The sequence below is a fragment of the Acinetobacter sp. YH12027 genome (genome assembly GCF_013420085.1).
In the GTDB taxonomy this organism is placed as follows: Bacteria; Pseudomonadota; Gammaproteobacteria; order Pseudomonadales; family Moraxellaceae; genus Acinetobacter; species Acinetobacter amyesii.
Window position 1 is genome coordinate 81,149 of record NZ_VOYW01000015.1, and the last position, 18,391, is coordinate 99,539.

19 protein-coding genes and 1 pseudogene are annotated in these 18,391 nt (G+C 41.6%); 12 read left to right on the forward strand and 8 right to left on the reverse strand.

The window, feature by feature from the left end; all coding sequences use genetic code 11:
• Positions 1-122 precede the first annotated feature (122 nt).
• Positions 123-317: a hypothetical protein gene (locus FTT94_RS07415; protein WP_180004283.1), complete on the reverse strand. Its 195-nt coding sequence runs from the start codon at positions 315-317 to the stop codon at positions 123-125.
• 459 nt (positions 318-776) lie between these two features.
• Between FTT94_RS07415 and sbmA the strand changes: the two genes are divergently transcribed.
• The 4 genes from sbmA (at position 777) to FTT94_RS07435 (ending at position 4,951) form a co-directional block, all read left to right on the forward strand.
• On the forward strand, positions 777-1,973 hold the full coding sequence (sbmA, locus tag FTT94_RS07420) for a peptide antibiotic transporter SbmA (protein ID WP_180170513.1): 1,197 nt from the start codon (positions 777-779) through the stop codon (positions 1,971-1,973).
• A gap of 465 nt (positions 1,974-2,438) precedes the next feature.
• Positions 2,439-3,416: a hypothetical protein gene (locus FTT94_RS07425; protein ID WP_233944460.1), complete on the forward strand. Its 978-nt coding sequence runs from the start codon at positions 2,439-2,441 to the stop codon at positions 3,414-3,416.
• A 95-nt stretch (positions 3,417-3,511) separates the two neighbouring features.
• The gene (locus FTT94_RS07430; protein WP_180170514.1) at positions 3,512-4,357 is read left to right on the forward strand and encodes a hypothetical protein; all 846 of its coding nucleotides are present in this window, start codon (positions 3,512-3,514) and stop codon (positions 4,355-4,357) included.
• 147 nt (positions 4,358-4,504) lie between these two features.
• Positions 4,505-4,951, forward strand: coding sequence for a hypothetical protein (locus FTT94_RS07435; RefSeq protein ID WP_257222277.1), 447 nt, complete (start codon positions 4,505-4,507; stop codon positions 4,949-4,951).
• 108 nt (positions 4,952-5,059) lie between these two features.
• On the opposite strand, the gene FTT94_RS07440 is transcribed toward FTT94_RS07435, so the two are convergent.
• A complete protein-coding gene (locus tag FTT94_RS07440; RefSeq protein ID WP_180065307.1) occupies positions 5,060-5,638 on the reverse strand; it encodes a DJ-1/PfpI family protein in 579 nt (192 codons plus the stop codon).
• A gap of 230 nt (positions 5,639-5,868) precedes the next feature.
• Here FTT94_RS07440 and FTT94_RS07445 point away from each other — a divergent pair, with 230 nt between their 5' ends.
• Positions 5,869-6,390: a hypothetical protein gene (locus tag FTT94_RS07445; protein WP_180010075.1), complete on the forward strand. Its 522-nt coding sequence runs from the start codon at positions 5,869-5,871 to the stop codon at positions 6,388-6,390.
• Positions 6,391-6,404: 14 nt separating this feature from the next.
• Here the strand turns inward: FTT94_RS07445 and FTT94_RS07450 are convergent, their stop codons facing one another.
• A complete protein-coding gene (locus FTT94_RS07450) occupies positions 6,405-6,626 on the reverse strand; it encodes a hypothetical protein (protein ID WP_180010076.1) in 222 nt (73 codons plus the stop codon).
• A gap of 397 nt (positions 6,627-7,023) precedes the next feature.
• Between FTT94_RS07450 and FTT94_RS07455 the strand changes: the two are divergent.
• Positions 7,024-7,853, forward strand: a pseudogene (locus FTT94_RS07455) (IS5 family transposase).
• A gap of 184 nt (positions 7,854-8,037) precedes the next feature.
• Here the strand turns inward: FTT94_RS07455 and gatB are convergent.
• Genes gatB through gatC form a run of 3 tightly spaced genes read right to left on the reverse strand, consistent with a single transcriptional unit; the run spans position 8,038 to position 11,357 of the window.
• Positions 8,038-9,513 (reverse strand): Asp-tRNA(Asn)/Glu-tRNA(Gln) amidotransferase subunit GatB, encoded by a 1,476-nt coding sequence (gene gatB / locus FTT94_RS07460; protein ID WP_180170515.1) that lies wholly within the window; start codon positions 9,511-9,513, stop codon positions 8,038-8,040.
• Complete coding sequence (gene gatA / locus FTT94_RS07465) at positions 9,513-10,991, reverse strand: Asp-tRNA(Asn)/Glu-tRNA(Gln) amidotransferase subunit GatA (RefSeq protein WP_180170516.1); 1,479 nt, start codon at positions 10,989-10,991, stop codon at positions 9,513-9,515. Before gatA ends, gatB begins: the two co-directional genes overlap by 1 nt.
• A 51-nt stretch (positions 10,992-11,042) precedes the next feature.
• The gene (gene gatC / locus FTT94_RS07470) at positions 11,043-11,357 is read right to left on the reverse strand and encodes an Asp-tRNA(Asn)/Glu-tRNA(Gln) amidotransferase subunit GatC (RefSeq protein ID WP_078189985.1); all 315 of its coding nucleotides are present in this window, start codon (positions 11,355-11,357) and stop codon (positions 11,043-11,045) included.
• 133 nt (positions 11,358-11,490) lie between these two features.
• Between gatC and FTT94_RS07475 the strand changes: the two genes are divergently transcribed.
• From FTT94_RS07475 to FTT94_RS07500, 6 genes are all read left to right on the forward strand, one after another.
• The gene (locus FTT94_RS07475; RefSeq protein WP_180004320.1) at positions 11,491-12,537 is read left to right on the forward strand and encodes a rod shape-determining protein; all 1,047 of its coding nucleotides are present in this window, start codon (positions 11,491-11,493) and stop codon (positions 12,535-12,537) included.
• 16 nt (positions 12,538-12,553) lie between these two features.
• Positions 12,554-13,411 carry a rod shape-determining protein MreC gene (gene mreC, locus FTT94_RS07480; RefSeq protein ID WP_180022294.1) on the forward strand — a complete coding sequence of 286 codons (858 nt, stop codon included), beginning with the start codon at positions 12,554-12,556 and terminating at the stop codon, positions 13,409-13,411.
• Entirely contained in the window at positions 13,398-13,889 is a 492-nt protein-coding gene (gene mreD / locus FTT94_RS07485; protein WP_180040414.1) for a rod shape-determining protein MreD, read from the forward strand. The genes mreC and mreD overlap by 14 nt, the downstream gene beginning before the upstream one ends.
• Positions 13,877-14,443: a Maf-like protein gene (locus tag FTT94_RS07490; protein ID WP_180040412.1), complete on the forward strand. Its 567-nt coding sequence runs from the start codon at positions 13,877-13,879 to the stop codon at positions 14,441-14,443. The genes mreD and FTT94_RS07490 overlap by 13 nt, the downstream gene beginning before the upstream one ends.
• 42 nt (positions 14,444-14,485) lie before the next feature.
• Positions 14,486-15,940 carry a ribonuclease G gene (rng, locus tag FTT94_RS07495; protein ID WP_111885603.1) on the forward strand — a complete coding sequence of 485 codons (1,455 nt, stop codon included), beginning with the start codon at positions 14,486-14,488 and terminating at the stop codon, positions 15,938-15,940.
• 142 nt (positions 15,941-16,082) lie between these two features.
• Positions 16,083-16,256, forward strand: coding sequence for a PA1571 family protein (locus tag FTT94_RS07500; protein ID WP_168379036.1), 174 nt, complete (start codon positions 16,083-16,085; stop codon positions 16,254-16,256).
• 237 nt (positions 16,257-16,493) lie between these two features.
• Here the strand turns inward: FTT94_RS07500 and FTT94_RS07505 are convergent, their stop codons facing one another.
• Both FTT94_RS07505 and tnpB read right to left on the reverse strand, forming a co-directional pair.
• Complete coding sequence (locus FTT94_RS07505; protein ID WP_180170517.1) at positions 16,494-18,098, reverse strand: IS66 family transposase; 1,605 nt, start codon at positions 18,096-18,098, stop codon at positions 16,494-16,496.
• Between the two features lie 74 nt (positions 18,099-18,172).
• On the reverse strand, positions 18,173-18,391 hold a 219-nt coding region (gene tnpB / locus FTT94_RS07510), incomplete at its 5' end, for an IS66 family insertion sequence element accessory protein TnpB (RefSeq protein WP_180107447.1).

Sequence of the window (18,391 nt, forward strand, 5' to 3'; positions counted from 1 at the left end):
CTTAAAAGGAGGATTCTTTTTTTATGGAATTTAAGAACCTTATCCTGTTTATTCAATAATTGTATGATTAAATTTCTTAGAATAAATATGATTTAAAAACAAATCACAAAGTGAGGCGAAAATTAAATTTCGCGCCAAACTTCATTCTTATCTTTCAATGAAATCACAAAGTTAAATTTGTCATCATTACTTACCAAAAGGCCTTCTGGCGTTTGCATAATCACTTTTAGAACGGTACCAGTTTCAAAAACCAAAGGACTGCAATTTTCTTTATTTAATGTAATTGGTTTGAGTAATTCAACAATTGCACTTTCCATTTTACTTCCCCAAGCATAGGTTGTTAATTGAACTTAGCATATTATTGGTGAAGAAACATGTTTTGTAAATGACGTGAGCTACATCGCAGAAAATATTTTAGAGAATTCCATAACTTAAGTTTAAATAATGGTTAAATAAATTATGGTTTTTTAATCTATTGATATCAAAAATAATTTTAAAATATGACAATCTTTTTAACTGTAATTATATGTCCTAAGATGCGTCTTTTGTTCCACAAACAATGACCAGATCATCAAAAGGGCATGATTAATAATGAATTTAAGGTGAACTTCAGTTTTCATGCTTAAGCTAACAGAATGATGTGTCGTCTTGTATTTGATTGTTAAATTTCAGATTAAACAGCGTTAAATCTTCAATCTGAACAAGAAAATTAATGAAATAAAACTTATCATCAGCAACTCAAACTAAAAACAAAGATTCAGGGAAATGTAGGACCAATGTTTAAATCTTTTTTTCCAAATCCAAAATGGTTTTTTGGATCATTCCTTCTATGGTTCGTGATCAATATTGCCTTGTGGTATAGCGGTGGCAATAGTTGGGGTACGATGTTCGGTTTACCTGCAAATTATCATCAAGCAGAGCTGCCTATTGGTATTAGCCGATTTTGGAGCCCCAAATTTTTATGGTTCTATGCTTGGTTTTTAGTAGCAACGGCGCTTTTTGCAGCCTTTTGGAAGATTAAATCAGATAATCCTTGGCAACGATGGTCTGTGTGGGGAACCGCATTTATCTTGTTTAATGTTTGGTTTAGTGTGGAATGTAATGTCGTAATCAATGCTTGGTATAACCCATTCTATGATCTGATCCAGAAGATGCTTTCAGGTGGTGGGGGCGAAGTGGCGACGCTATATTCAGAGACGCTGACTTTTCTCTATGTGGCCATGGTGTATGTCACACTGGCGGTATTGAACTTATTTTTCGTCAGTCATTATGTTTTTCGTTGGCGTACCGCGATGAATGACTTTTATACTGCGCATTGGAAAAAACTGAGAACCATCGAAGGTGCCTCACAGCGTATTCAAGAAGACACGATGCGTTTTGCGAGAACCACAGAAGGACTTGGGGTTAGCTTAGTTGAATCGGTAATGACCTTAATTGCATTTCTACCTGTGCTGTTAACTTTATCAACACATGTAAAGAAATTACCTGTCGTGGGGGAAATCGCCTATGCATTGGTTTGGGCGGCAGTCCTTTGGGCAGTATTAGGGACAGTTATTTTAATGTTAGTGGGTTATAAACTACCGGGTTTGGAGTTTAATAATCAAAAAGTCGAAGCAGCATATCGTAAAGAATTAGTTTATGGTGAAGATTATGCAGATCGAGCAGACCCTTTCACATTAAAAGAATTATTTACTAAAGTTCGTTTTAATTATTTTAGACTGTATTTCCACTACGCTTATTTCAATCTGGTTCGTATTTGGTACATGCAACTGGATAATATTTATGGATATTTTATTTTGTTTCCAAGTATTGCTGCGGGAACAATTACGCTCGGTATATTAATGCAAATTTTAAATGTCTTTGGGCGTGTACGTGATTCTTTCCAATACCTGATTTCCTCGTGGACAACCATTATTGAACTGATTTCTATTTACAAACGTTTAAAAGTATTTGAAGAAAAAATTAACAATTGAGTTTATAAATTTAAAAAAAACCTGTAATAAAATGCAGGTTTTTTTATGACTTTAATTTTAAGTTAATATATTTCAATAAAATCAATAGATTAATATTTTTAGATGAGCTGTTTTTTTACTCGATTCCATATTGTCGCTCGAATCATGGATAGGCCCAGCTTTATATTATTATTAATAATAGAGGCTTGTTCTGATGGCAGATTTGATAAGCACATAGCGATACATAAATGCTTGCGAAATAACCTAAAAGGGAACGATGATGACCGTTCACCAAGGATAAACAAATACACTTAAATAAAATGTGAAATTCATCAAATTAAAATTAACAACATATGCACACATCTCAAACGTGTACGATTTTAGTGATTAAATTTATAAAAATAATAAATAAAATCAAGATTATAAAATTGTGAAAGGCACTAAATTACGCTATTTTTTAAGGGTGAAATTTTTGAGATTTTTGCTGTGAATTTAAAGGCAATGTTATGGGTGGGGAGTATTGGATTTGCATTACATGGTTGTACAACCATGCAGAGTTTAAACCCAAATTCATTTAATCATTATGCAACACCACAAGATGTGATCAATCAAAAAGGGCTAAATAGTTCAAATGGGAAGGCGAAAGAATACGTCTATGATTGGGGACCACAAAAGAAAAATGTTGAAGCAGAATCACTGATACCCAAGCAAAATATGAGTAGTTACTGCCAAGCCAAAAATGGCAAATTTATTCAACTGAATAAAAGTAATTTGAACCAAGTCAAAAATGCATGGAGTCGTAAATTATTAGCGACCTATAGCAGTATAAAACAGGGCACAGGCGTATTTCAGTGTAGTCAGGCAGATGGACAACGCTGGATGGTTGCAATTGAACCCGTTTCAGAGCGTAAATCAAATGACCGTTCTGAAACCCGCTTAGTGAGTTTGTATACAGCAATTATTGGACCCGAAGAACGTCGCAAAAACTATAATAAACAAGAAGAAACTGTAGCTAAAAAAGCCACACCAAGCAAAGCAAAAGCAAAAGCAACGACAACAAAAAGCAATGCGAAAGATGAAGCAAAAAAAGAAGTAGAGACTAAAAAAGAAACCAAAGCCAAAGAGCCTGAAAACAAACCTATAGTGAAACCAGTTGCTGAAACATCTCAGCAGATACAAATGCGCTTATATGTGAATGCACGACGCGATCTGAATGCCGGAAAAAACCAAGTCACCGCTTGTAATAATGCACAGCGCGCTTATAGCTATGGCAAATTAAATGGTGCAAATGCCAATAGAGCCTATGCTGAATCAGGTATGCTCGTTGCAAAATGCTTAACCTCAGTGCCTGCATATAGCAAAAGTTATCCAAACGCCAATGCAAGAGCAAAAGGCATCCTACAAAACTTAGCGACCAACTATAACCACGCAGGGGCAAAAAATATGTTGAATCGTATGAAATAAACTTCAACAGGATAAAAGCCATTTGGGGAAATAAGCTTTTATCCTGATCCAATGATGTACTCAGATAAAATTTTAAAAAATAATAAGGAAAAACCATGAGTTCAGTAAATGAAACTTATTTTAATGCACCATTATTTGACCGAGAATTAACAGAGATTACAGTCAATATCGAGCAAACACCCTTCTTTTTGAATGATCGTGGGCATCCAACATATTTAGCATCACTTGGGTCAGGGATTCATTTAATTACCGAGTCAACTACCAATACGCAAATGACGATGGGAAATGCCTACGCGGTTCCTTCTGAAATTTCGACTAAAATTACCAATTGTGGGGAGCAAACGGAGCTTGAATTTGAAGGGCAACACTTCGAGTTTATGCCATTGGTGGCAAGCAAAGAAACCGCGGCAGCTTTTGGTATCACCTTAGTTCAGGCAGGTGAAGCGATTCAGATTCATTCAAATCAAAAACGACTGTCAGAGATTCATTATGAATACGGCATGATGGCAGGTCATTGTTTTGCCTATCTAGATGGCGGTAAGCCTGACTGTAGTGGAAAAACCTTATTTCCTTATGTGGCTACTGATTTAGAACATCATGACTTTCCGCATATTTTTTGCTCGACCGATCAAGATCAACTGCCACTGGTCATCTCAGTAGGGCGCTATTTTCCAAATCTAGGCAAGATTTACTTGGCAGATTTATGGGTTAATCCCGGAGATGCTTTATATATTCCTGCGAAACCCAAATATTCGAATCCTGAGTTTATTGACCTACATAATAACCGTAATGCAGCACTTGCATGTTGGCGAGGGGATAGCAATAAATCGACATTGACCACCCATAGTTTGCTCGATACCCATGGACATTTTTACTGGTATTGGAATAGAAGGCCAACGATTCATCCTCTCATCTATGCACCGACTAGCAAAAATGAATAGTTGAGTTACATAGACCAAACAGCAAATACAGCACTTCATGATACAAAGGTGACTCAAGTTTTGGGAGTTTGGTCTATGGCTTACGGTTTATCTAAAAAATTACATCTACGTTTTTCACGACCAACAGGTTTGGCTTTATTGACGCTCATGATGCTCGGAACGACTCAGGTGAGTTTGGCGAGTCCGACGGTCGATCAGCTCAGTCAATGTTTAGTGAAATCGACTACTGCGGCGGATAAAAAGGCGGTTTTACAATGGACCTTTTCTGCATTGGCAGCACATCCAGATTTAAAACAGTACAGTAATGTCAGTGATGCGCAAAAAACGCAACTCGATAAAAATTTGGCGCAGGTCATGCAACGAATCTTGGTTGAGCAATGTTCTACGCAAACGCAGGCCGTAATTAAAGCCGACGGTCTACAGGCTGTAGGCGAAAGTTTTCAAGAGCTTGGTAGTATCACAGGGGATGAAATATTAAAGACGCCTGAAATTAAACAACAATTACAAGGCGTACTGCGTTATGTCGATTTGAATAAATTGGTGACTAAATTTTTAACCCCAGAAATTTGGAATAAGTTAGGTGTGGTTCGTTAATTTTATTTTGAGTAAATAAAAAATGCTCCTTTTATACAAGGAGCATTTTTTATGGATTCACCCTAAATGGATGATGATCCAATGCGTTTTAGTTTCGTGACTCAAGCATTAAATGGTAATCGTCGCGCCTAATGCTTTAACAAATTGCGCCATCCACGCAGGGTGAGCAGGCCAAGCAGGAGCAGTAACTAAATGACCGTCGGTCACTGCATCCGTGACTGCAATATCGGCATACTGTCCGCCTGCCAATTTGACTTCAGCGGCACAAGCCGGGTAAGCGGAACAGGTGCGGCCTTTGAGTACATCTGCTGCTGCAAGGATCTGTGCGCCATGACACACGGCTGCAATTGGTTTTTTCACACTGTCAAATTCACGTACGATTTCGATTACACGATTATTCATGCGCAGGTATTCCGGTGCACGACCACCTGGGATCACCAGACCAACATAGTCTTCGGTATTTACCGTACTAAAGTCATAGTTAATGGCAAAGTTATGGCCGCGTTTTTCGCTATAGGTCTGGTCACCTTCAAAGTCGTGTATAGCAGTTGCCACTGTGTCACCAGCTTTTTTGTCTGGACAGACTGCATGTACGGTATAGCCCAGACCAGTTAAAAACTGGAATGGCACCATGGTTTCATAGTCTTCGGCATAGTCGCCAACCAGCATCAGAATTTGTTTAGACATGTTGTTACCCTCTAATTCTCTATGATTTATATGAGAAATTTGTTTTTATTCACCATAGCACAGGCAGATTGTGGATTTAAGACGCTTATTGTTCACTTTAGTCGTAGCTAGATAGGTCCAAGATCAGGCAACAAGAAACAGGTTAAAAATCAGGTTGATTTTGCAATGTAATAACAGATGAACTGTCATGCTTTGTGGTACAAAGAACAGACTGTTAATGGAGTTTGCTTATGTCACGCTGTGTTTCCCCTGTACGCCACAGATTTTCTAAAATTGTTCGTTCTACGCTGATGGTAACTGCCTTGTTGGGAACAGTGCAAATGGCAAATGCAGGACCAACGGTCGATCAGTTGAGTGACTGTTTGGAGAAGTCCACCACAATTGCCGATAAAACTGCTGTAATGCAATGGACCTTTGTGGCTTTGGCTGCACATCCAGACCTGAAAGCATTTAGTAATGTGTCTGCTCAGCAGAAGGAAAGTCTGGATAAGAATCTGGCATCGGTATTACAGCGCATCTTGGTTGAGCAATGTTCGGCACAAACTAAGGCAGTGATTCAGGCAGAAGGTTTGGAAGCGGTGGGTAATAGCTTTCAGGCTTTAGGTCGTAGTACAGGTGAGGAAATTTTAAAAAATCCGGAAGTGAATAATCAGCTGAAAGGTGTGCTGCGTTATGTGGATTTGAATAAGCTAATCACCACGTTTTTGACACCGGATATCTGGAATAAGTTGGGTTCGATCAGAGGGAAATAAGGTATCTGTCGGGCTTATCTGAAGATGGCAGCGATGATTTTAATCAGCCAATAAATGGGATAGAAAATAACTTCTATTCCATTAGCAAATCCTAGTCCTCGCTGTTTTCTGCGAGGTTCTGGTTGCATTTCAGAGAGCCACTTACGGCATTTTGGAATCAATAGCAAAATGATGATGATCAGCGCAAATATGCCAATGGCGATCTGAATGATAAAGAGTAAAAGTTCAGGCGTCATTTTTGTTTTTCTTTGATGTTTTTGATTTTATAGCATAAATAATAATCCTTTTTCAACGATCACTTGCACTTTGTTTTTAGAGGTACTTCTCCCCTATGAAGCAATGCTTTAAAACTTGCTCAGGGGAGGGAACCTCGCATATTAAATTGATCAGATGGCAAAGTCTCCCTTTTTTAAAGGGAGACTTTTACGGTTTAAATGATCTTATTTCCAGTTACTTGGGAAGCTAAATAAATCTAAGCCAAAAGTTATTGGAAGTAGTAGATAAACAGATATGACAGGCTTTGTTGCACAAACCTATCTGTAAAGGCTTTTTCAGCGATATAATTTTCAAATGAAGAAGCCTACACACAAAATCTACCGCACAACCAATTGGCCCGCATATAACCGAGCACTCATGAGTCGCGGAAATATTGCCCTTTGGTTTGATCCTGCTACGCAATGGTATGCGCCATCAAAAGGCAAACAAGGGCGAAATCAAACCTACTCCGACGCAGCTATCCAATGCTGCTTAATGATTAAATCCTTATTCCGTCTATCTTTACGTATGGTCACTGGCTTTGTGCAAAGTCTGATTAAACTTTGCGGATTAAATTGGATAGCTCCAGATTACACCACGCTTTGTAGAAGACAAAAGCATATTGATATTGTAATCAGCTACCAAAAAAGTAGCGATGGGCTGCATCTACTCATGGACTCTACAGGCATGAAGTTTCATATCGTCGCCAATGGCGTAAACTTCATATTGGTATAGATGCTAAAACCCTACAAATACGAGCAGTTCAGCTTACAACCAATAATGTCAGTGATTCACAGGTGCTTGGTGATTTACTTAATCAGATTCCACAAGATGAGCAGATTAACTCTGTTTATACCGATGGAGCTTATGACACCAAGCAATGCCGTCAGGTCATTGCAGATCGGCAAGCGCATGCGGTGATTCCACCTAGAAAAAATGCGAAACCATGGAAAGATACAAAGAGTAGCTCGCTAGAGCGAAATGAATTACTTCGAACAATTAAACGTTTAGGCAGGACACTATGGAAAAAATGGTCAGGCTATCATCGGCGAAGTTTGGTTGAAACTAAGATGCATTGCATCAAATTATTAGGAGATAAACTCAGTGCAAGGAGTTTTGATAGCCAAGTGAATGAGATCCATGCACGTGTAGCAGTCCTTAACAGATTTACGGAATTAGGTCGACCACTTACCCAAGTTACGCCTTAAATTTAGCTCAATTAGGTGCGCTTTGCATTTCAAATCTTTGTGCAACAAAGCCGTGTGATTTAGAAAACCATATAAATTTAATACTTCAATTTGTTGAATAGATTTCATAAGTGCCTACTTGTAATAAAAAACCCCGCAATTTGCGAGGTTTTTATAACACAGATTTAATTAACTATGCTGTAAATCAACCAATCAATTTCTTCATCAATTCATTCACTTGTGCAGGGTTCGCTTTACCACGTGATGCTTTCATCACTTGACCAACTAGACCGTTAAAGGCTTTCTCTTTACCAGATTTATACTCTTCAACCATCTTCTCATTGGCAGCAAGTACTTCTTTAATAATTGCTTCAATCGCGCCTGTATCAGTTTCCTGTTTCAAGCCTTTTTCCGCAATAATTTCGTCTGCAGTTTTTCCTTCTTCCCACATAAAGCCAAACACTTGTTTCGCGATCTTACCGCTAATGGTGTTATCAACAATACGCGCGATCATGCCACCCAGTTTTTCCGCAGAAACAGGGGAATCCGCAAGGTCTAGGCCAGCTTTGTTTAAAGCACCTGAGAATTCACCCATCACCCAGTTTGCCGCAATCTTACCTTGAGCAGCGCCGCCAGCAGCAGCGACAACTTCTTCGTAAAATTCTGACATTTCACGACTCAATGTAAGCACGTGAGCGTCATATTCAGTCACACCAAAGTCAGTCACGAAACGTGCACGACGAGCCGCAGGAAGCTCAGGCATTTGCGCTTTAATCGCTTCGATTTGCGCATCTGGAATCACCACAGGCAATAAGTCTGGATCAGGGAAGTAGCGGTAATCGTTCGCTTCTTCTTTAGAACGCATTGACCGGGTTTCCATCTTCACAGGGTCGAACAAACGCGTTTCTTGGTCAATGGTGCCATCCCATTCTAGAATTTCCATTTGACGTTCAATTTCAACATTGATCGCTTGTTCAATGAAACGGAATGAGTTCAGGTTTTTCAATTCACAACGTGTACCGAATGGTTGACCCGGACGGCGTAAAGACACGTTACAGTCGGCACGGAATGAACCTTCAGCCATGTTGCCGTCAGAAATGCCTAACCAACGTACCAGAGTGTGAATCGCTTTAATGTAGGCAACAGCTTCTTCTACAGAACGCATATCAGGTTCAGATACGATCTCAAGTAAAGGTGTACCTGCACGGTTTAAGTCGATGCCTGACATGCCTTCAAATTGGTCATGGATTGATTTACCAGCATCTTCCTCAAGGTGCGCACGTGTTACTCCAATGCGTTTAACCGTGCCATCTTCAAGTTGGATGTCGATATGACCCAAGCCCACAATCGGGTTATCCATTTGGCTGATTTGGTAGCCTTTTGGAGAGTCAGGGTAGAAGTAGTTTTTACGTGCAAACACAGATGCTTGGTCGATGTAAGCATCAATACCCAAACCAAAGCGGATCGCAAGATCAACCACTTCTTTGTTCAATACTGGCAATACGCCCGGCATTGCCAAATCTACAAGGCTCGCTTGTGTATTTGGGTCTTGACCAAATGTGGTAGATGAACCTGAGAAAATTTTGGTATTGGTCGCAAGCTGAGTGTGAATCTCAATACCAATAACGACTTCCCAACCATCAATCAGGTTAGATTTTGGTTTAGCAGCGTTTTTAGACATTATGCATTCTCCTCAGCAATTGCAGCGCGTTGTGTATGCCAATCGGTTGCTTGTTGGTACTGATGCACAACAGACAACAATTGAGATTCTGACCAGTAGTTACCAATCAGCTGTAAGCCAACAGGCAAGTTGTCTTTGTCAAAACCAACAGGCGCGTTAATCGCAGGAAGACCTGCCAAGTTCACCGCGATGGTGTAAATGTCACCCAAGTACATTTCTACAGGAGATAAGTTTGCACCAATCTTGTACGCAGTCGTTGGTGCAGCAGGAGCAGCAATCACGTCTACAGATTCAAATGCTTTTAAGAAATCTTGTTGGATTAAACGGCGTACTTTTTGTGCTTTCACATAATAAGCATCGTAGTAACCCGCAGAAAGCGCGTATGTACCAATCAAGATACGTTGCTGAACTTCTTTACCAAAACCTTCAGAACGTGAACGTTTGTACAAGTCCATTAAGTCCACAGGATTTTCACAGCGGTAACCATAACGTACACCATCAAAACGCTGTAAGTTTGAAGATGCTTCAGCAGGAGCAATCAGGTAGTAAGTTGGAACATAAGCATCCGTCATGGTGAGATCAATCTCAACCAATGTTGCGCCCATTTCTTCTAACTTTTTCAGTGATTCTTCAACGCGTGCTTTGACGTTTGCATCTAAACCAGCAACATTAAAGTACTGCTTAGGAATACCAATGCGTAAACCTTTTACAGAAGTGCCGTTTAAGTTTGCTACGTAGTTATCTACGTCTTTTTCAACAGAAGTTGAATCTTTCGCATCATGACCTGCCATCACGTTCATGAGGTAAGCACAGTCTTCAGCCGAACGTGCCATTGGGCCGCCTTGGTCTAAAGATGATGCATACGCGATCATACCGAAACGTGAAACACGACCGTAAGTCGGTTTAAGGCCAGTCAAACCACAGAAAGATGCAGGTTGACGGATTGAACCGCCTGTATCTGTACCTGTTGCGAACGGCGCAAGATCAGCCGCTACCGCAGCAGCAGAACCGCCTGAAGAACCACCTGGAACATGATTTAAGTTCCAAGGGTTAGCCGTTGCGCCATAAAATGAATTTTCAGAGGTTGAACCCATGGCGAATTCATCCATGTTCACTTTACCTAAAGTGACAAGGCCCGCAGCTTTACCTTTCGCTACAACGGTCGCGTCGTAAGGAGAGATAAAATTGTCCAGCATTTTAGAACCAGCAGTGGTTTTAATGCCTTGGGTACAGAAAATATCTTTATGTGCAATTGGTACACCAGTCAACGCAGTTGCATTGCCCGCTTTAATTGCAGCATCAGCCGCATCTGCTTGCGCAAGTGCTTGTTCAGCTGTCACGGTCACGTATGACTTGACTTGAGCATCGATTTTTTCAATGCGTTTTAAATAGTGTTCAGTCAATTCGCGTGAAGAAAATTTAGCGCCAGCCAAACCTTCAGACAATTCACGAATTGATAAGTGATGTAAATCTGTCATGAGAAATATTTCTTTACGTTTAATTTGAAAAAATGTTGATCTGAATAAAAATTATTCAATCACACGCGGAACAAGGTACAAGCCATCCTGTACGGCAGGAGCAACTGCTTGATATGCTTCGCGATGATTGGTCTCAGATACCACGTCTTCACGTAACGGCTGTGGATTGTCGAATGGACTTTTTAGTGGTTCAACACCGTCAGTATCGATGCCTTTCAGGGTTTCCATCATGCCTAAAATTTTATTTAAACTTTGAGCATAGTCAGCAGATTGCGCTTCATCTAGCGACAATCGAGCCAGATGGGCAATCGCTGAAACTGTTTGTGCATTTAGATCTGCAGAATGCTGTGCATCCGATGTAGACATAACATTACCTAATCAGTATTAAAAAAATTCAAAATATCGTGGCTTATAATAAGCGATTGACTTGTTCAAATCATCACATTTAGTTAAAGTTGCCACCTTGCGTCCATATAAAAGTTTAACTGAGAACGTCCCCGTGATTCTAAAACGACTAATTGGCTTGTTTTCGCCGGATCTTGCCATTGATTTAGGCACTGCAAATACACTTATTTATGCGCCAGGACGAGGCATCATTTTAAATGAGCCGACGGTTGTGGCGATCCGTCATAGTGGCTCAGAAAAAATCGTTGCTGCGGTCGGTCTTGATGCAAAACAAATGTTGGGCCGTACACCAGCCAATATTTCTGCCATCCGTCCGATGAAAGATGGGGTGATTGCAGACTTTGAAGTCACTGAAACCATGTTGAATCGTTTTATTACCAAAGGGTATGAAAAGCGTTTATTCCAACCTGCACCACGTGTCGTGGTGTGTGTGCCATGTAAATCGACGTTGGTGGAACGCCGTGCAATCCGTGAAGCTGTATACAATGCAGGTGCACGTGAAGTTCGCTTAATTGAAGAGCCAATGGCTGCTGCAATTGGTGCAGGTATGCCTGTTGAGCAAGCTTGTGGTTCGATGGTTGTCGATGTTGGTGGTGGTACAACTGAAATCGCGATCATTTCACTTCAAGGTTGTGTCTATGCAGACTCACTACGTATCGGTGGTGATGTATTTGATGAACAAATCATTAACTACGTGCGTAAAGCACATGGTTGTGTGATTGGTGAAACCACTGCAGAAAACATCAAAAAAGAAGTTGGTATGGCGCTTCCAGAAGAAGGTGCAAAACCTTTGGAAATCGAAGTCCGTGGTCGTAACTTGGCTGAAGGTGTACCTCGTGCGATTACCGTAACTTCTGATGAAGTGACTCAAGCGATTTCTGATCCACTGCAAAACATTGTGGCTGCGGTTAAATCTGCACTAGAGCAAACTCCACCTGAGTTGTCTTCAGACATCGCAGAACGCGGTATTGTGTTGACTGGTGGTGGTGCATTACTTCGCAATCTTGATAAGCTTCTTGCAAAAGAGACAGGTCTTCCTGTGGTGGTTGCAGAAGATCCACTATCATGTGTTACACGTGGTGGCGGTAAGGTTCTCGAATTCTTCGATAACCCTAATCATGACATGTTATTTGTAGGCTAAGAAAAGGACTCGGCGGGTGCAAACGCAACTGTTTTCAAGACAACCGCCATCTTTTCGCTCATTTATCATTGCGGTGATTACATGCTTGGTGGTGCTTTTCTTTGATTGGCGCATGCCACATGTAATTCAACCGGCCAGAGACGTCTTGTATGCGGCATATAATCCAATTTATGCCCTTGCAAGCTATCCAGTGTTATCGCGAGAATGGCTGAATCAACAAACCAAGTCTGAAGCTCAATTACGTCGTGAAAATACCGCGATGCAAGCAGAGTTAATTCAGGCTCAAGTCCGTTTACAGAAACTTTCTGAACTTTCTGCTGAAAATACTCGACTACGTGGACTACTCGATACACCACTCATCATTGATGGTCGTATGGAGATTGCCGAAGTCATTGGTACTGATGCTGATCCCTTACGTCATATTATTGTGATTAACCGTGGAGCCAGCAGTCAGCTTAAAGTGGGACAAACTGTACTCGATGACAAGGGCATTATGGGGCAAATTATCAATGTTTACCCGCATAGTAGCCGTGTCATGTTGCTCTCAGACAAAGAGCACTCTTTATCTGTGCGTCTGGAACATACTGGTATGCGCGCAATCGTTACGGGTACAGGTGACTTAGGTCGACTTAAGATGGAATACGTGCCAACCAGTGCGAATATCAAAGTCGGTGAAAAAGTCTATAGCTCAGGTCTAGGGGCACATTTCCCAGCGGGTTATTTGGTGGGTACAGTGTCGAAAGTCAGTCGTCACAATAGCGGTGAATTTGCCCAAATTGATATCAATCCTGCTGCCCAATTGGCAGGTGGTCATCATGTGGTTGTGCTATTTTCCGATTCTTTAGCGATGGAGCAACCGCATGTCACTCGCTAAGCTTAGTCGTCATACAGAGCGCGACCCATTATTTCCGATTATCTTTTCCATCATTTTGGCATCCGTGCTGATGGTGTATCCGCTTTCTTATGACCTATCGGGTTGGCGCCCATTATTCATGATGATGATCATGCTATTTTGGGTACTCTGTCAGCCGACATGGTGCGGTGTTTGGTTTGCATTTGCCACAGGTCTATTTACCGACTTATTAACTGATGCGCCTTTTGGCATGAACGCACTGAGTTTTGTGGTCATTGCATTTGTGACACGCTTTTTAACCCGTGAACGTCGTATCCTCACATTTGGTAATTTATGGATTATTGCTGCAATGGCAATTTTCGCGCATTTACTGTTTGTGTGGATTGTTCAAGTGATGGGTGGGGCACAGTTTTCATTTGCTCGCCATTGGCAGCCAATTGTTACTAGCTTACTCATTTGGCCAATCATTTATTACTTCCTGAGAAAATGGCGCATATAATTTTAGCTTCGAGTTCTCCTCGACGACGCGAACTTTTGCAACAATTGGGTCTGGAATTTGACATTTTCAGTCCAGATATTGATGAGTCCGTGTTGGAAGGAGAACCTGTAGCGGATTATGTAGAGCGTTTAGCACGTGCCAAAGCTTGCGCAGTACAACAACAATTCCCTGATGCTATCGTTATTGCCGCCGATACCAGTTTAGGCGTTGATGAGCACATTTTAGGAAAACCAGCGTCGAAAGCACATGCTTTTTCTATGTGGGAAATGATCTCTGGACGAAAACATGATGTGTTTTCAGGTGTTTGTGTCAGTACAAAAGATCAAATATACAGTATAGTAGTGCGTACACAGGTTGAATTTCAAACGCTAAGTCTAGCTGACATGGAAAGCTATTGGGCAACAGGTGAACCAATCGGCAAGGCGGGAGCCTATGCTATTCAAGGAATTGCTGCGCGCTATATTCCTTGTATTGAAGGGAGCTACAGCAATGTTGTTGGGCTGCCTTTGCATGAAACCGTACAGTTATTACAGACAGTTAAGGCATTAAATTAACTGCTGCAACACAAGAATTTTTATAATGTTTTGAGTTTTGATATGTCTGACGAGTTGTTGATTAACGTCACACCGATGGAATGTCGTGTGGCGTTGATTCAAAACGGTACGGTCAATGAATTATTTGTTGAACGCACCGTGAAGCGTGGGTTAGTGGGCAATATTTATAAAGGGAAAGTTGTTCGCGTGCTTCCGGGTATGCAGGCTGCTTTTATTGATATTGGATTGTCGAGAACGGCTTTTTTACATATCAATGATATGGTCTGGCAGCGCAATCAACCAACCCCGAATGTTTTTGAGCTGTTACAACCAGGGCAAGTACTCACCGTACAAGTCATGAAAGATATGTTGGGTACCAAAGGTGCACGACTATCAACTGATCTTTCTATTCCTTCTCGTTACCTTGTTTTAATGCCATATGGCAGTCATACCGGTGTTTCACAGCGCATTGAGTCTGAAGAAGAACGTGATCGCTTGCGTAGCATGATTGAACGCATTCAAAAGGAACACAACTTACCGGGTTCAGTCATCGTTCGTACTGCTGCCGAAGGTATTCCTGAATGTGAAATTGCGCAGGACATGGCCTATTTAGCAAAACTGTGGGAATACATACAACGTAAACAACGCAGTATTGTCGTACCATCTTTGATTTTTGAAGAGCTACCTTTACCACAACGCGTCATCCGTGATTTAGCCAACGAAGAAACGTCTAAAATTCAGGTCGACTCACGCGAAGTACATGGCAAATTGCAAGAGTTTGTCCAAGAATTTGTACCGAGTATGCAAAATCGCTTACTGCATTATCCAGGTGAGCGTCCAATTTTTGACTTGTACAATGTCGAAGAGGATATTCAGAAAGCCTTACAGACACGTGTAGCACTTAAGTCTGGCGGCTACCTGATGATCGATCAAACTGAAGCGATGACCACGATTGATGTCAATACTGGCTCCTACGTTGGTGGTCGTTCGCTTGAAGACACTGTGTTTAAAACCAATATGGAAGCCACACAGGTCATTGCACGTCAGCTCCGACTACGTAACTTGGGCGGGATTATCATTATTGACTTCATTGATATGCAAGAAGCACATCATCGTGAAGAAGTGATGAGCCAGTTTGAGAAAATGCTTGAGCGCGATCATGCTAAAACCAAGATCACTCAAGTGTCTGAGCTGGGTTTGGTGGAAATGACTCGGAAACGCACCCGTGAATCTTTAGAGCATCTCCTTTGTGATTCTTGCCCGACCTGTCAGGGGCGTGGTTATGTGAAAACGGCTGAAACAGTTTGCTATGAAATTTTCCGTGAAATCTTGAGATATGCACGTGCTTATGAGTCACAAAGTGGTTTTACCGTGGTGGCACATCCGTCGGTGATTGACCGATTGTTAACTGCTGAAGCACCTGCGGTAGCTGATTTAGAGCACTTTATTAGCCGTGTGATCAAGTTCCAAGTGGAAAATTTATATACGCAAGAGCAATACGATATCATTCTGAGCTGAAATTGTAACAGAATATCGTTAAACACTTGTTACAACTGAGATTTTACTTTTGAACTGTTATTTTGAATACTAGACACATCAAATAGCCAAAGCCATTTTCCTGCATTGGACTTGAAAATGGCTTAGCAAAAAGAGGTGTACTATGGGTGTTAGTAAAACAGTAATGAAAAGTGGTCTTAAAACTGTTGTTGAAGCAAAAGCGATCCATTCAGGTTATATCGTGGATGAGCGTGGTAATGAGGTTCAAATTACAGCGTCTATGATTCGTTCTGCTTGTCATCAGTTACTTAAACAGTGCCGAGCAATTAAAGCTTAAATATTGAAATATAAATAATGTAATCCAGAGGGTTAAAGTGCTAACGCGCAATTCTAAAATATTTAATGCGCTAAAATTTTATAAAGAATGGAAAATAAACTTAATTATCAGTTCGTATCTACAAGTCATAATTAAACAATAGCAACGGATTTGTTCACCTAAATTTTAGCTTATACACATAAATTGCTCCAAAAAATCAATCAAAGGTAAGCGTCCGCTGAACCCCATGCCTATTTTTTAATTCGATTTAGGTTTCCAGCGGTGTGGTAGCAATTCTTCAATCTGAGTCACTTTATGTGTCGGCAACCTTTTCAGCACATCACTTAAATAGGCATAGGGATCCAGCCCATTCAGCTTTGCTGACTGGATTAATGTCATAATATTGGCTGCTCGCTGACCGCTGCGCAGCGAACCTGCAAATAACCAGTTCTTACGTCCCAACGCCCAGGGGCGCATCTGGTTTTCCACCCAGTTATTGCAAATCGGTAGATTGCCATCATCCAGATAGCGGCTTAAGGCTGGCCAACGCTTCAGACTGTAATTGATGGCCTTGGCGGTTGGAGAACTCGATGGCACCGTCAGATAATGTTGGTTGAGCCATTCATACAGTTGTTGCATCACCGGTTGGCTGTGCTGTTGTCGGTATTCGCGGCGGTGTTCTGCTGTACTATCGGTCTTTTTCCTGAGTTCTGCTTCTATCGCATACAGTTTCTGAATCAGCACCAATGCCTGTTCAGCGACCTGACTTTTCCCGGTCACATGCAGTTCATGGAATTTACGACGTGCATGGGCCATGCAGCCCACCTCTATGACCTGGCCTGATTTAAAGCGTGCTTTATAACCACTGTAATCATCACAGACTAGATAGCCCTGCCAGCCTTTCAAGAACTCTGCAGCATGCTCGCCTGAACGACTATCTTGAAAGTCATAGATCACTGCCTGAACTGGATTGTATTGTGTGGTGGCATAGGCCCAGACATAACCTTTTTTCGGTTTTTTCTCATCATCACCCATCCGCATGATGGTGACCGGTGTTTCATCTGCATGCAGCACCTGCTGTTGTAGTACCACCTGTTTTAAGGCATTGGCCAGAGGTTCGAGTTCTACACCGCAGCGACCTATCCAGTCAGATAAAGTGGATCTGGACAGATCAATGCCAGCCCGCTGATAGATCAGACGTTGACGGTACAGCGGCAAATGATCGGCATATTTCGATACCAAAACATGGCTGAGCAGTTCAGGTGAAGCAATGCCTTTATCAATCACATAGGCGGGCATCGCTTGCTGAGTCAGGGTGTCACACTGATCACAGACCCATTTACCACGCACATGCTGTTCCTTATAGAACTGTGCCGGTCTGAAATGCAGTTTTTCACTGATATCTTCGCCGATACGACGGAGTTGGCAGCCACAAGCGCATTGGGTTGATGCAGGTTCATGCTCAATACGGATGGTGTGTAGATGATCTGGCAGCAGTCGACGTTTAGGTTTGTTGACTGTGGCTTTCTGTGTCGCTGCATCGGTTTTATCTGCATTTAATCGTTCTAATTCCAGATCAACGGCTGCGATATCTTCTTCGACCGCTTCGTCCCATAGATGGATTTGTTTTGCGGTGAGATGTTCGTTTTTACTGCCAAATTTGTGCTGTTTAAATAGTGCGAGCTCATGCTCGTATTTTTGCGTGAGAATGGAAAGATGTTGAACTTTGGCATCCAATTGCTGGTTTGATTTTTCTAATTCTTGATTTGATTGTGCCAGAGACTGATGCTGCATTGCCAACTGCTGGGTAAATTCCAGCAGTTGTTCATGGGTCAGTTGGCTTAAATCAGGCATCATTTTCATGACCGCAGTATGCCTGAGGTCATGACGCAGAGGAAATAGAACGTTTGGAGAATAGCAGAATGGACCAGCCTAGTTTAGAGCATCGTCACCACCTGCTGTCGTCCAATGCGTTGCCAAGGTAAACCCTGAATGAGTGCCTGTAACTGTTCTGGACTGAGAGCTACATTTTCACCCTGGTGAACTTTAGCCCAGTGGAATTTTCCCTGTTCCAGCCGCCGGGCACACAGCCAGATGCCCAGTCCATCATGTACCAGCACTTTCATGCGATGGCCACGTTTATTACAGAACAGGTA

Coding starts and splice junctions, on each gene's coding strand:
- gatA (WP_180170516.1), bottom strand. CDS start 10,991: ATGACAGATTTACATCACTTATCAATTCGTGAATTGTCTGAAGGTTTG.
- gatC (WP_078189985.1), bottom strand. CDS start 11,357: ATGTCTACATCGGATGCACAGCATTCTGCAGATCTAAATGCACAAACA.
- mreD (WP_180040414.1), top strand. CDS start 13,398: ATGTCACTCGCTAAGCTTAGTCGTCATACAGAGCGCGACCCATTATTT.
- FTT94_RS07490 (WP_180040412.1), top strand. CDS start 13,877: ATGGCGCATATAATTTTAGCTTCGAGTTCTCCTCGACGACGCGAACTT.
- gatB (WP_180170515.1), bottom strand. CDS start 9,513: ATGTCTAAAAACGCTGCTAAACCAAAATCTAACCTGATTGATGGTTGG.
- rng (WP_111885603.1), top strand. CDS start 14,486: ATGTCTGACGAGTTGTTGATTAACGTCACACCGATGGAATGTCGTGTG.
- FTT94_RS07430 (WP_180170514.1), top strand. CDS start 3,512: ATGAGTTCAGTAAATGAAACTTATTTTAATGCACCATTATTTGACCGA.
- FTT94_RS07440 (WP_180065307.1), bottom strand. CDS start 5,638: ATGTCTAAACAAATTCTGATGCTGGTTGGCGACTATGCCGAAGACTAT.
- FTT94_RS07450 (WP_180010076.1), bottom strand. CDS start 6,626: ATGACGCCTGAACTTTTACTCTTTATCATTCAGATCGCCATTGGCATA.
- FTT94_RS07500 (WP_168379036.1), top strand. CDS start 16,083: ATGGGTGTTAGTAAAACAGTAATGAAAAGTGGTCTTAAAACTGTTGTT.
- FTT94_RS07415 (WP_180004283.1), bottom strand. CDS start 317: ATGGAAAGTGCAATTGTTGAATTACTCAAACCAATTACATTAAATAAA.
- FTT94_RS07435 (WP_257222277.1), top strand. CDS start 4,505: ATGATGCTCGGAACGACTCAGGTGAGTTTGGCGAGTCCGACGGTCGAT.
- FTT94_RS07445 (WP_180010075.1), top strand. CDS start 5,869: ATGTCACGCTGTGTTTCCCCTGTACGCCACAGATTTTCTAAAATTGTT.
- FTT94_RS07505 (WP_180170517.1), bottom strand. CDS start 18,098: ATGAAAATGATGCCTGATTTAAGCCAACTGACCCATGAACAACTGCTG.
- sbmA (WP_180170513.1), top strand. CDS start 777: ATGTTTAAATCTTTTTTTCCAAATCCAAAATGGTTTTTTGGATCATTC.